This is a genomic window from Pandoraea apista (assembly GCF_001465595.2).
GTDB lineage: Bacteria > Pseudomonadota > Gammaproteobacteria > Burkholderiales > Burkholderiaceae > Pandoraea > Pandoraea apista.
In genome coordinates this window covers 687,451-700,771 of the sequence record NZ_CP013481.2, presented here as the reverse complement: position 1 = coordinate 700,771, position 13,321 = coordinate 687,451, and the positions used below count along the sequence as shown (strand labels likewise).

Annotated in this window: 11 protein-coding genes; 1 reads left to right on the top strand and 10 read right to left on the bottom strand. The window is 63.1% G+C overall.

Annotated elements, in window-relative coordinates:
* Positions 1-138: 138 nt before the first annotated feature.
* Positions 139-606, top strand: a complete 468-nt coding sequence (locus AT395_RS03230) for a DciA family protein (protein ID WP_042113166.1) — start codon at positions 139-141, stop codon at positions 604-606.
* A 154-nt stretch (positions 607-760) separates the two neighbouring features.
* Here AT395_RS03230 and lpxC read toward each other — a convergent pair whose 3' ends face one another.
* From lpxC to mraY, 10 genes are all read right to left on the bottom strand, one after another.
* Entirely contained in the window at positions 761-1,675 is a 915-nt protein-coding gene (lpxC, locus tag AT395_RS03225; RefSeq protein WP_042113168.1) for a UDP-3-O-acyl-N-acetylglucosamine deacetylase, read from the bottom strand.
* A 561-nt stretch (positions 1,676-2,236) separates the two neighbouring features.
* Positions 2,237-3,427, bottom strand: coding sequence for a cell division protein FtsZ (gene ftsZ, locus AT395_RS03220; RefSeq protein ID WP_010806904.1), 1,191 nt, complete (start codon positions 3,425-3,427; stop codon positions 2,237-2,239).
* A gap of 107 nt (positions 3,428-3,534) precedes the next feature.
* Positions 3,535-4,767: a cell division protein FtsA gene (ftsA, locus tag AT395_RS03215; RefSeq protein ID WP_010806905.1), complete on the bottom strand. Its 1,233-nt coding sequence runs from the start codon at positions 4,765-4,767 to the stop codon at positions 3,535-3,537.
* Between the two features lie 22 nt (positions 4,768-4,789).
* Positions 4,790-5,626: a cell division protein FtsQ/DivIB gene (locus AT395_RS03210; protein WP_042113172.1), complete on the bottom strand. Its 837-nt coding sequence runs from the start codon at positions 5,624-5,626 to the stop codon at positions 4,790-4,792.
* A gap of 56 nt (positions 5,627-5,682) precedes the next feature.
* Complete coding sequence (locus tag AT395_RS03205; RefSeq protein WP_042117451.1) at positions 5,683-6,621, bottom strand: D-alanine--D-alanine ligase; 939 nt, start codon at positions 6,619-6,621, stop codon at positions 5,683-5,685.
* Positions 6,622-6,667: 46 nt separating this feature from the next.
* Positions 6,668-8,077, bottom strand: coding sequence for a UDP-N-acetylmuramate--L-alanine ligase (murC, locus tag AT395_RS03200; protein ID WP_042113175.1), 1,410 nt, complete (start codon positions 8,075-8,077; stop codon positions 6,668-6,670).
* A gap of 1 nt (position 8,078) precedes the next feature.
* Positions 8,079-9,182 (bottom strand): undecaprenyldiphospho-muramoylpentapeptide beta-N-acetylglucosaminyltransferase, encoded by a 1,104-nt coding sequence (murG, locus tag AT395_RS03195; RefSeq protein ID WP_082164668.1) that lies wholly within the window; start codon positions 9,180-9,182, stop codon positions 8,079-8,081.
* A complete protein-coding gene (ftsW, locus tag AT395_RS03190) occupies positions 9,179-10,447 on the bottom strand; it encodes a putative lipid II flippase FtsW (RefSeq protein ID WP_042113176.1) in 1,269 nt (422 codons plus the stop codon). The genes murG and ftsW overlap by 4 nt, the downstream gene beginning before the upstream one ends.
* Positions 10,444-11,970: a UDP-N-acetylmuramoyl-L-alanine--D-glutamate ligase gene (murD, locus tag AT395_RS03185; protein ID WP_048628052.1), complete on the bottom strand. Its 1,527-nt coding sequence runs from the start codon at positions 11,968-11,970 to the stop codon at positions 10,444-10,446. The genes ftsW and murD overlap by 4 nt, the downstream gene beginning before the upstream one ends.
* A gap of 175 nt (positions 11,971-12,145) precedes the next feature.
* Positions 12,146-13,315, bottom strand: a complete 1,170-nt coding sequence (mraY, locus tag AT395_RS03180) for a phospho-N-acetylmuramoyl-pentapeptide-transferase (RefSeq protein WP_042113180.1) — start codon at positions 13,313-13,315, stop codon at positions 12,146-12,148.
* Between the last annotated feature and the right edge of the window lie 6 nt (positions 13,316-13,321).

The following is a 13,321-nucleotide window of genomic DNA, read 5'->3' as shown; positions in this document are numbered from 1 at the left end:
TACTGAAAAATGGATTCTAGCATGCTGCGGTTACACGTCCCGGCGGTACCCGACGCCGATTACCGGGCGATTCGACCCGCCGGGCAGAGGTGACGCCCGATGGCGGGGTAAAATATGCGGCGACCTCTGTATCATCATATGAAACGACCCAAAGCAAATCGCGTCGCCCGCCCACTGACCACCCTCCTGTCCGCATCCGACGGCGCGGGATCACTGTTGGTCGCCGCCGAGCAGTTGGGCCGGCTCGAGCGGGACGTGCATGCGTTGCTGCCCCCCGCACTCACCGCCAGCGTCAAGGTCACGCCGCCGCGCGAAGGGGCGTTGGTCTTTCTCGTCGCTAACAATTCGCTCGCAGCACGTCTGCGTCAGCAAACCCCTTCGCTAATCGACGGCCTCGCCAAACGCGGCTGGCTGATTCGCACGATCCGTATCCGCGTCAGCATCGCCGCCCCTGAGCCTCAGAAACCGCCCAAGGAGGCCCGGCTGCCCCGGCAGGGGCTGGTGAGTCTGCGCGACCTGCGCGACGCACTGGAACCCTCTCCGCTGCGAGACGCCCTCGCCCGTCTGGTTGCCCGTCACTCCTATGGGGGGTCGCGCAAATCGTGACGCGCATCGCCGAAATGCTCATGTCGCGGTCCAGCGCATCCATGCCGGGATGACGCAACGCCGATATTTATTGCCCGTCAAATAAAAAAGCGCCGGAAACCCGGCGCTTTCTTTTTGTTACATCCGCGCCGCAGCGGGCGGCGCGTTGCGCAATTTACGCGAACTGCGTTTGCGGATCGAATTGGAAACCGCGCGGTGCGTCTTCTGCGCGCTCGAACGTGACAATTTCGTAGGCGTCTTGTGCGAGAAGCTCGCGCAGCAACTGGTTGTTCAGACCGTGTCCCGACTTGTACGCCGTGTACGACGCCAGCAGCGGGTGGCCGATCACGTACAGGTCGCCGATAGCGTCGAGCATCTTGTGCTTCACGAACTCGTCGTCGTAGCGCAGACCGTCATTGTTCAGAATGCGGTACTCGTCGAGCACGATAGCGTTGTCCATGCTGCCGCCGCGAGCCAGACCCAGTTCGCGCAGCATCTCGACCTCATGCGCGAAGCCAAACGTACGGGCGCGCGCAATTTCCTTCGCGTAGGACGTCTCGGCAAAATCGATCTCGAGCGCCTGGCCCGTGCGATCAACTGCCGGGTGACGGAAATCAATGGTGAATTTGAGCTTGAAACCGTCGTACGGATCGAGACGGGCGAACTTGTCGCCTTCACGGATCTCGACGGGTTTCGTCACGCGGATGAATTTCTTGGCGGCAGCCTGCTCTTCGATGCCTGCCGACTGAATCAGAAAGACAAACGTCGCTGCACTGCCATCCATGATCGGAATTTCTTCGGCCGTCACATCGACATACAGATTGTCGATGCCCAGACCGGCACATGCCGACATCAGGTGCTCCACGGTGGACACCCGCGCACCATCCTTCTGCAACACCGACGCCAGACGCGTATCGCCGATCGCCATCGCCGATGCCGGAATCTCCACAGGAGGATTCAGATCGGTACGACAGAAAACGATACCCGTATTCGGCGGTGCCGGACGCAACGACAGCTCGACCTTGCGACCGGAGTGCAAGCCGATGCCGACTGTCTTGGCGATGGATTTGAGTGTGCGCTGCTTAAGCATGCTATTTATTAAAACTATCGTGCGCTAAGGATCATAGATCGAATTATATCAGATCGGCGCCTTCATCGCTGTGCCACAAACGCAACGATTCGTTACTAAACATTCCGAATTCTGCCCCATCGGTTTGTCCTCGCCCATCTCGCATACGGAAATAGGCTATTTCGTTGCTCCATAGCTTTGAGCCTCGTGCGTCGACGTCGGACCCCACACCTGACGTCATGCACTTTCGGGGCACCCCGGCCGCCGCGACGGAGGCATGCCGCAGCGGTCGGGGGACAGATCCGCGAGACCGGGTCCGGGATCACAAACGCTTACCCGTAACGTTCGTCATCTGCGATGCATTGACGCCTATTGCGACTCTGGTTGTCGCAGCCACAAGGCGCTCGCGCGATCGCAACCTTGCTGTATCGCCATTCGGACTCGTACTGCGGCGCGCCTTCCCCACGCCACTGGGCATGGTATTCGGGGCGACGGCGAATCCTCACGACGACCTGCGTAGGTCTCGCGATTCCCAAGGTGCGGCGGCGCCAGGCACTGGCACCCGGCCCGCGCGCAACCCTGTCAGTCGGCTTGCTTGCGCAGGAAGGCCGGAATGTCGTACGTGTCGACACCCTTCTCCTGCAACGCGGCAACGTGCGAGGCTGCGGTCTCGCGCGTGCTACGCCACACGGCCGGCGTATCGAGCGCGCCGTAGTCCGTACCGCCTGCCTGACCCACGTTCGGCACATGGCCGGTCGCGATCGGCATATTGTCGGTACCGGTCTTGAGCAACGTCATCGGTGCAGCGGCCTTCTTCGCAACCGCACGGCCCAGGCCGGTTGCCACGACAGTCACGCGCAGTGCATCGCCCATCTTGTCGTCGTAGACGGTACCGAAAATCACGGTCGCGTCTTCGGCAGCGTAGCTCTTGATGGTGTTCATCACTTCACGCGTTTCCGACAGACGCAGCGAACGCGACGCCGTGATGTTCACCAGCACGCCACGCGCGCCCGACAGGTCCACCCCTTCGAGCAACGGGCTCGCCACGGCTTGCTCGGCCGCCAGACGCGCACGATCGACACCGGCAACGGTGGCCGTACCCATCATGGCCTTGCCCTGCTCGCCCATCACCGTCTTCACGTCTTCAAAGTCGACGTTCACCAGACCGTCGACGTTGATGATTTCGGCGATGCCGGCCACGGCGTTGTGCAGCACGTCGTCGGCGCACTGGAAGCACTTGTCCATCTCGGCGTCGTCGCCCATGACTTCGAACAGCTTGTCATTGAGCACAACGATCAGCGAATCGACGTTGTCTTCCAGTTCCTGCGCGCCCGTCTCGGCCACGCGCATGCGCTTGCCACCTTCGAACTCGAACGGCTTCGAGACCACGCCCACGGTCAGAATGCCCATTTCCTTGGCAATCTGTGCCACGACCGGTGCCGCGCCCGTGCCCGTGCCGCCGCCCATACCGGCGGTGATGAACACCATGTGCGCGCCACGCAGGGCGTCGGCCACGCGCTCGCGGGCTTCTTCCGCTGCGGCATGGCCCATTTCCGGCTTCGCGCCAGCCCCCAGACCGGTCTTGCCGAGCTGAATGGTCACGCTGGCCTGCGAGCGGCCCAGTGCCTGTGCGTCGGTGTTCATGGCGATGAATTCCACGCCTTGCACACCACGGTTGATCATGTGCTGGACGGCATTGCCGCCAGCGCCACCAACACCCACCACCTTGATGATGGTGCCGTTGGTTTCCGTTTCCAACATTTCAAAGTTCATAGCGCCTCCAGTGAAATAAAAGCAGATCCGGTACTGCGGGTCACATGCGGCTCGGGTAAGCCACGCGTGTTTTCAATGCCGAATCCACACCCCTCAAAAAAACACCATTAAAAATTGCTGAAGAACCAGTCGCGCATGCGCGTCCAGACTTGATTCGCTTGCCCCGACTGCACTGCGACCTTACGGCCGCGCATGCGTTGGGAACGCCCTTCGAGCAGCAGGCCCATCGCCGTCGCGTAGCGCGGGCTGCGCACCACGTCGGCAAGGCCGCCGGCATACTCCGGCACGCCAATACGCACCGGTTTGAGGAAGATGTCCTCGCCCAGCTCGACCATGCCCGGCATCATTGCCGCGCCGCCGGTGAGCACGATGCCCGAGGACAGCAGTTCTTCGTAACCCGACTCGCGCACCACCTGCTGCACGAGCGAGAACAGTTCTTCGACGCGCGGTTCGATCACCGCCGCCAGCGCCTGACGCGAGAGCGTGCGCGGACCGCGCTCGCCCAGCCCCGGCACTTCGATCATTTCGTCCGGATCGGCCAGCGACTGCTTGGCGATGCCGTGCTGAATCTTGATGTCCTCCGCATCCGGCGTCGGCGTGCGCACGGCCATCGCAATGTCGCTCGTGATCTGATCGCCGGCGATCGGAATCACCGCCGTGTGACGAATCGCCCCTTCGCTGAAGATCGCGATATCCGTCGTGCCGCCGCCGATATCGATCAGCACCACGCCGAGTTCCTTCTCGTCTTCCGTCAGTACCGAAATGCTCGACGCCAGCGGTTGCAGAATCAGATCGTTGACTTCGAGGCCACAGCGGCGCACGCACTTCACAATGTTCTGCGCAGCCGAGACAGCGCCGGTCACGATGTGCACCTTCACCTCCAGACGGATGCCGCTCATGCCAATCGGCTCGCGCACATCTTCCTGACCGTCGATGATGAATTCCTGCGTGAGGATATGCAGCACCTGCTGATCGGTCGGAATGTTGATGGCCTTGGCCGTCTCGATAACGCGCGCCACATCGGCCTGCGTCACTTCCTTGTCCTTGATCGCCACCATGCCGCTCGAGTTGAAGCTGCGGATGTGGCTGCCGGCAATCCCCGTGAACACATTGGTGATCTTGCAATCGGCCATCAGCTCGGCTTCTTCGAGCGCACGCTGAATCGACTGCACAGTCGCCTCGATGTTCACCACGACGCCCTTTTTCAGGCCTCGCGATTCGCTCTGGCCCAGGCCGATCACTTCATAGCGGCCTTCAGGGCGCAGCTCGGCCACCACCGCCACGACTTTCGACGTGCCGATATCGAGGGCGACCAACAGATCCTTGTAATCTTTGCTCATAGCGTGTGTAAGTCCTGAAGTCTCACTGGCTTCGCTTCTGCCGCGCGGCAGGTTGCGCAACTGCCGGCTTTTGCGAATCCCGCTTTTGCACCGGTGTCGCAGCTAGCTTCTTGGCCTGTTCTTCGCTCAAGAAACGCATGCCTGCGGCCCGGACCGCAAAACCGTTCGGGTACCGCAGATCGGCATACTCGATCTGATTCCCCCAGCGCGCCGCAACCTGCGGATACGCCTGTACGAAACGCCGGCTGCGCGTGGCGAGGGTTTCGGGCGTACGCTCCCGTCCCAGCGCCAGTTGCACGCCCCCTGCGAGCCGCACGCCCCATGCGTAACGATTCGACAGCGTGACCGCTTCCGGTTTCATATTCAGCGGCGCGAACCACTTCACGAAGTCGTAGTACCGCGCCGTTACATCCTTTTCGCTGCCCGGCGGCCCCGCGAACTCCGGCAACTTGCCCTCGTCCTCGGCTTCCGCCAGATTCGCTGCGAACAATTCGCCGTCCACGCTGACCAGACGACCGTCGTTCCATGTGGCCAGCGGCTTGTATTCCTCGATCGTGATGGCCAGTTGATTCGGCCAGACACGCCTCACGCTCGCATGACGCACCCAGGGCACCGCCTCGAACGCCGCTCGCGTGGCGTCCAGATCGATCGTGAAGAAGTTGCCCTTCAAACGCGACACCGCATTCGCACGCAACGTCGGTCCGTTGATATGCGACACGTCCCCGTCGATCTGAATCGCCTTGAGCGTGAAAATCGGCCGTTGGATCAACCAATGGCCGCCGGCCGCGAGCGCCGCCAGCACGACGAGTGCGACGAGCGCACTCGCGATGGCGTTGAGCAAGCGTACGTTGTGCCACATGGCGATCTGCTTTCCGTATCAGGGCGTTCTTCAACGCGTTCAAGGTTTGACTCGGTTCACTCTGGCTTCCACTGCGCGTTCGGGTGCAAATCGAGCGTCGCAGTTGCCAGAATTTCAACCACCAGGTCTTCGTACGACAGGCCAGCCGCTCGCGCCGAGATCGGCACCAGCGAGTGGCCGGTCATGCCCGGCGACGTATTGATCTCAAGCAGGAACGGCTTGTTGTCGCGTTTGCGAAGCATCACGTCGGCACGCGCCCAGCCACGGCAGCCCAACACGAGGTAGGCGCGCAACACGAGGCGCTGCACTTCCTCCTGAAGGGACACCGACAGCGGCGGCGGGCATTCGTAGCGCGTGTCGTCCTTGAAATACTTGTTCTGGTAGTCGTAGTTCGCGTCCGGCGCCACGATGCGGATCACTGGCAGTGCACGCGCAGCCGCGGCACCCTTCGTTCCCACGCCGAGCACCGGCACGGTCAGTTCGTCGCCGTCGATGAACTCTTCTGCGAGCACATCCGGATCGAGGGCAGCAGCCTTCTCGTACGCCGCCTTCAGCTGCGACGCATCGGTGACCTTCGTGAGCCCGATAGTCGAGCCTTCGCGCGACGGCTTGACGATCAGCGGCAGGCCGAGATCGCGTGCCACGGCGTCGAAATCGCTGTCGGCGGTGAGCATTGCGAAGCGCGGTGTCGGCAGCCCTTCGTTGATCCACACGCGTTTGGTCATTTCCTTGTCCATCGCCAGTGCGGAAGCCAACACGCCGCTGCCGGTGTAGGGAATGCCCAAATGCTCAAGTGCGCCTTGCAGCGTGCCGTCTTCGCCATAGCGGCCGTGCAACGCGATGAACACGCGGTCGAACTTTTGCGCCGCCAATGCTGCGAGGTCGTGCATGCCCGTATCGAATGCATGCGCGTCCACGCCACGCGAGCGCAGGGCTTCGAGCACACCATTGCCCGAAATCAGCGAGATCTGACGCTCGGCCGAGCGTCCGCCCATTAGGACGCCAACCTTGCCGAAACGTTTCGGATCGAAAGCACTCACGTCAAACTCCTTGCTGAACTTGCAACTTGCCGGGCACCGCGCCGATCGAGCCGGCACCCATCGTGATCACAACGTCGCCCGCGCGAGCGACTTGCAGAATGGCGTCGGGCAGTTGCGCCACGTCTTCCACAAAAACTGGTTCTACCTTGCCCGCCACGCGCAATGCGCGCGACAGGGCGCGGCCGTCGGCAGCCACGATGGGCGCCTCGCCCGCCGAATACACCTCGCCGAGCACCACGGCGTCGGCGTCGGACAACACTTTCACGAAATCCTCGAAGCAATCGCGCGTGCGCGTGTAGCGGTGCGGCTGAAAGGCCAGCACGATGCGGCGCCCGGGGAACGCACCCCGCGCGGCTGCCAGCGTGGCCGCCATCTCGACCGGGTGATGCCCGTAGTCGTCGATCAACGTGAACGTACCGCTGCCGCTCGACTTCGGTAACGCAATCTCGCCATAGCGCTGGAAGCGGCGGCCAACGCCGTTGAATTCGGCCAGCGCCTGCTGGATCGCGGCATCGGGCACTTCAAGTTCGGTGGCAATGGCAATCGCCGCCAGCGCGTTGCGCACGTTGTGCTCGCCCGGCAGATTCAGCGTGATGTCGAGCGGTGCGGCGCCGGCGCCGAACTGGCGCAGCACGGTGAAGCGCATCTGCCCGGCATCGGCACGCACGTCGATCGCACGCACCTGCGCGTCCTCCGACAGCCCGTAACGCACGATCGGCTTCGAGACGAACGGCAGGATCTCGCGCACGTTCGGGTCGTCCACACACAGCACGGCAATGCCGTAGAACGGCAGGCGCTGCGTAAAGGCCACGAATGATTGCTTCAGACGGGCGAAGTCGTGCCCGTAGGTATCCATGTGATCGGCATCGATGTTGGTGATGACTTCGATGACCGGATTCAGGTTGAGGAACGAGGCGTCCGATTCGTCGGCTTCGACCACGATGAAGTCGCCGGTACCCAGCTTGGCGTTCGCGCCCGCGCTGTTCAGACGGCCACCGATCACGAACGTCGGATCCAGGCCGCCCTGAGCAAGCACGCTCGCCACGAGGCTCGTCGTGGTGGTCTTGCCGTGCGTGCCGGCAATCGCCACTCCCTGCTTCAGACGCATGAGCTCCGCGAGCATCAGCGCGCGCGGCACGATAGGAATCTGCCGGGCGCGGCCCGCCAGCACTTCCGGGTTGTCGGCCGTAATGGCAGTGGACACAACGATGGCGTCTGCGCCCTCGATATTGCCGGCGTCGTGACCGCGAGCGATACGCGCCCCCAGACCCGCGAGGCGCTGGGTCACGGCGTTGTCGCCGAGATCGGAGCCGCTCACCTGATATCCCAGGTTGAGCAACACCTCGGCAATGCCGCTCATACCCGAGCCGCCAATGCCGACGAAGTGAATGTGTTTGACGATGTGTTTCATTTCAATCCTTGGCCAGAGCCGCGCACACGCGCGCCACTTGTTCGGTGGCGTCCGGCTTGGCGAGCGCCCTGGCTTTCTCTCCCATCGCGAGCAGCGATTCGCGCGTCTGACGGCGCAGCCACTCGGCCAGGGTCTCGACCGACAGCTCGCGCTGGTCGATCAGCGTTGCCGCGCCCTTGTCGGCGAGGAAACGCGCATTCGTTGTCTGGTGGTCGTCGACCGCGTGCGGGAACGGCACGAACAGCGCCGCCACCCCCGCCGCCGCCACTTCGGCCACCGTCATCGCACCCGCACGGCAGATCACCAGATCCGCCGCCGCATAGGCCGCGACCATGTTGTCGATGAACGGCACCGCGTCGACCGTCACCCCCGCTGCGGCGTAATTCGCCTGCAACGTCTGAATATGTTTAACGCCCGCCTGATGCGTCACCAGCGGACGATCTTCGCGCGGCAGCTTCGCCAGTGCCTTCGGCACGATCTCGTTGAGCACGGTCGCGCCCAGACTGCCGCCCACCACCAGAATGCGCAGCGGGCCAGTGCGTGCGTTGTAACGCTCGGCCGGCAGCGCCATCTCGTCGAAGTCGGCGCGAATCGGATTGCCGACCCATTCGCCGCCCTCGATGGTGTCGGGAAATGCGAGCAGCACCTTGTCGGCCACGCGCGCGAGCACCTTGTTCGCCATGCCGGCCACCGAGTTCTGCTCGTGCAGCACCAACGGGCGCCCCAGCAGCGACGCCATCATTCCCGCCGGAAACGTGATGTAGCCCCCCATGCCGAGCACCACATTCGGCCTGGCACGACGAATCGCGCCAATGCTCTGCCAGAACGCGCGCAGCAGGTTGAGCGGCAGCAGCAGCTTGGTCATCAGCCCCTTGCCGCGCAGGCCGCCGAACTTCACGAACTCCATCGGAATGTCGTACTTCGGCACGAGCGTCGCTTCCATGCCGTTCGGATTCCCGAGCCAGACCACGCGCCATCCCTGCACGCGCAGGAAATTGGCGACCGCGAGCCCCGGGAAGACGTGACCGCCCGTGCCGCCGGCCATGACCAGCAGCGTGCGTGTCTTCGTCTCCGGTGCCGGCATCGCGGTAGCGCGCTCGGTCATACTTTTCCTCCCCGCATCAACACGCGGTTCTCGTAATCCACCCGCAGCAAAATCGCCACGGCCACACAGTTGAGCAAGATGCCCGAGCCACCGTAGCTGACCAGTGGCAGCGTCAGGCCCTTGGTCGGCAGCAGGCCCAGATTCACGCCCATGTTGATGAAGGTCTGCGCACCGAGCCACACCCCCACGCCCTTCGCCAGCAACCCGGCGAACGTGCGCTCAAGCGCCAGGGCCTGACGGCCGATCTCGAACGCGCGGCGCACCAGCCAGTAGAACAGCAGGATGACCACCAGCACGCCCAGGAAACCGAACTCTTCGCCGATCACCGCAAGAATGAAGTCGGTGTGCGCTTCGGGCAGGTAGTGCAGTTTTTCGATGCTGCCGCCCAGCCCCACGCCGGTCCATTCGCCGCGTCCAAACGCAATGAGCGAGTGTGTAAGCTGATAGGCCTTGCCGAGCGCGTAGTCTTCGCGCCACGGATCGAGATACGCGAAGATCCGCTCGCGACGCCACGGAGACAGCCAGATCAGCATGGCAAACGTGCCGACTGCGGTGAGCGCCAGCCCGCCGAACAGGCGGCCGTTCACGCCCCCGAGGAACAGAATGCCCATCGCGATGGCTGCGACCACCATGAACGCACCCATGTCCGGTTCGAGCAGCAGCAACATGCCGACGAACACCACCGCAATCCCCATCGGCAGGAAGCCCTTGCCGAAGCTCTGCATGAATTCCTGCTTACGCACGGTGTAATTCGCGGCGTAAAGCGTGACGGCGAGCTTCATGATTTCCGACGGTTGCAGGTTGAGCACACCGAACGGAATCCAGCGCTTCGAACCGTTCACGCCCTTGCCCACGTGCGGGATCAGCACGATGATCAGCAGCAGCAGCGCCAACAGGAAAACCTTGGGCGCGAGCTTGTCGAGCGTCTTGACCGGAATACGGAACGTGATCGCCGCCGCAGTCAGCCCCATCGTGAGCGACACGATGTGACGGCCAAGGAAGTGATACGTCGAATAGCCGCTGTACTTCGGCGAGTCGGGCAACGCGACCGACGCCGAATACACCATCACCAACCCCAGCGACAGCAGCGAGATCACTACCCACATGAGGGCATGGTCGTACTCAAGCATGCGCGAGCGCGTCGGCTTGATGCTGCCGAGCGTACGGCTCGCCGCCTGCGTCGCGGCCCCCGGCGCAGTGGCCGTGCCGGCGCCGGCAAAGCCCGCCTGGCGCTTCTTGCTGAAGAACGACTTGATACGGTTCATAGCATCACCCCTGCGTCGGCGGCCAGATCAACCACGGTGTCGCGAAACACCTGCGCGCGATGCTCGTAGTTGCGGAACATGTCGAAGCTCGCGCAGGCGGGCGAGAGCAGCACCGCATCGCCCGGCTGGGCCAGTCTGGCGGCTTCTCGCGTCGCGTCTTCAAGCGTCGGCGCATCGATCAGTTCGACGCCGGTATCGGTGAGGGCTTCGCGCAGCAGCGGCGCGTCGCGACCGATCAGCAGCACGGCGCGCGCATGATGCGCCACCGGATTGGCCAGCGGCGAGAAGTCCTGCCCCTTGCCTTCGCCGCCCACAATCAGAAGCAGCGTCTTTTGCAGGCCCGTGATGGCTGCGACAGTCGCGCCAACGTTGGTGCCCTTGCTGTCGTCGTAGAACTCGACTTCGTTGATCGTGCCGATCAGCTGCACGCGATGCGGCTCGCCCGGGTATTCGCGCAGGCCGTGCAGAAGCTTGGCCATCGGCAAATCGATGGCACGGGCAAGCGCCAGCGCCGCCAGTGCGTTAGCAGCGTTGTGCTGACCGCGAATGCGCAACGCGTCGGCCGGCATGAGACGTTTGCCGTACACCTCGACGGCCGCTTCCACGGCGCCCGCCTTGCGACGCTTCGGTGCGGGCGGCGCTTCGTCGCGCGTCATGCCCTCGACCAGCCACCACATGCCGCCCTCCATCTCCAGACCGAAGTCGCCGACAGCCTCGGGCTTGCCCGTGCCGAAGGTCACGACATTGGCCTCGGGCGCTGCGAACGCCATGACACGCGCATCGTCGCGGTTGAGCACGCGAACGGTCTGCTCGCCGAAGATGCGCGCCTTGGCATTGGCGTAGGCGTCCATGTCGCCGTGCCAGTCCAGATGGTCTTGCGTGATATTGAGAATCGTGGCCGCGTCGGGCGCGAGGGAATACGTCGTCTCAAGCTGGAAGCTGGAGAGTTCGAGCACCCAGACGTCGGGCAATGTGGCGTCGGCAATGCACTCGGTCAGACGATCGAGCGCCGTGGGACTGATGTTGCCCGCCACGGCCGTGCGCTTACCGGCGCGGCGGCACAACAGCCCGGTCAGACTCGTGGTCGTGGTCTTGCCGTTGGTACCGGTAATGGCCAGCACCTTGGGCGCATAGCCGCTCGTCGACTGCATGTGACGCAGCGCCTGCGCAAAGAATTCGATCTCGCCCCACACGGGAATACCGCGCTCGGCCGCCTCGGCAAGCAGTGGCGCCACATCGGACGCCAGCGGCGAGAGCCCCGGGCTGATGCCGATCAGCTCGATGTCGTCGAGCAAAGCATCGACTTGCCCGGCAAACGCACCGCCGATGAATTCGGCCTGCGGCGCGTCCACGCGCAACGTCACAACGTTCGGCGGTGTCTCCGACGACGCAAAGCGCGTATCGGCTGCACGTACACGGCAGCCGTAACGCGCGCACCAACGCGCCATCGCCAGGCCGGACTCTCCCAGACCCAGGATCAGGACACGCGGTTGCCAGGATTCACCAAACTTCTCGCCGAACACGTCGCTCTTTCCCTTTTATCGATTCAAACAGCCTACGAATGCATCGCCTCAATGACACCGATATTCCGCTATCGGCGCGAGCGGCCCTTCCTTTAGTGCAGCGCTGCGAGAAAGCGACTTCGCCCCATTCGCGATGCCGCCTGCCCGAGTTTCTTCGTTCTCTTTCGTCGCGCTGTCAGCGCAACTTCAGCGTTGACAGACCGATCAGCACCAGCATCAGCGTGATGATCCAGAAGCGAACCACCACCTGCGTTTCCTTCCATCCCGACAATTCGAAGTGGTGGTGCAGCGGCGCCATCTTGAAGATTCGCCGCCCTTCTCCGAAGCGTCGCTTGGTGTACTTGAACCACGTGACCTGAAGCATGACCGACAGCGTCTCGGCGACGAACACGCCGCCCATCACGAACAGCACGACTTCCTGCCGCACGATCACCGCGACCGTGCCGAGCGCGCCGCCCAGCGCCAGCGCGCCGACGTCGCCCATGAATACCTGGGCCGGGTGCGTGTTGAACCACAGGAACGCTAACCCAGCGCCCGACATGGCAGAACAGAACACGAGCAATTCGCCCGCGCCCGGAATATGCGGGAACAGCAAGTACTTCGAGTAAACAACGTTGCCCATCACGTAAGCGAACACGCCAAGGGCCGCACCGACCAGCACGACCGGCATGATGACCAGGCCGTCGAGACCGTCCGTGAGGTTAACGGCGTTGGACGAGCCGACGATGACAAAGTAGGTCAACGCGATGAAACCGAACACGCCCAGCGGGTAGCTCATCGTCTTGAAGAACGGCACGATGAAGTCGGCTTTCGGCGGCAAATCGAGCGGGAAACCGTTGCGCACCCAACTGATGAACAGCTCGAAGACCTTCAGGTTGCTCGTCTCCGATACCGAGAACGCCAGATAGGTGGCAGCAAACAGGCCGATGACCGATTGCCAGAAATACTTCTCGCGCGACGACATGCCGCGCGGGTCCTTGTAGACCACCTTCCGGTAATCGTCGATCCAGCCGATGATGCCGAAGCCCAGTGTCACGGTCAGCACGATCCAGATGAAACGATTGCTCAAATCCGCCCAGAGCAGCGTGGCGACGGTAATCCCGATGAGAATCAGTACGCCCCCCATCGTGGGCGTGCCCGACTTGATCAGGTGAGTCTGCGGGCCGTCGGTACGCACCGCCTGCCCCACCTTCAGTTCGGCAAGCTTGCGAATGACCATCGGCCCGAACGAGAGCCCGATCACCAGCGCCGTGAGACTCGCCATCACGGCCCGAAACGTCAGGTAGTTGAACACGCGCAAATAGCTCGCATCCGCTTGCAGCCATTGCGCCAACGTCAGCAACATTCCATC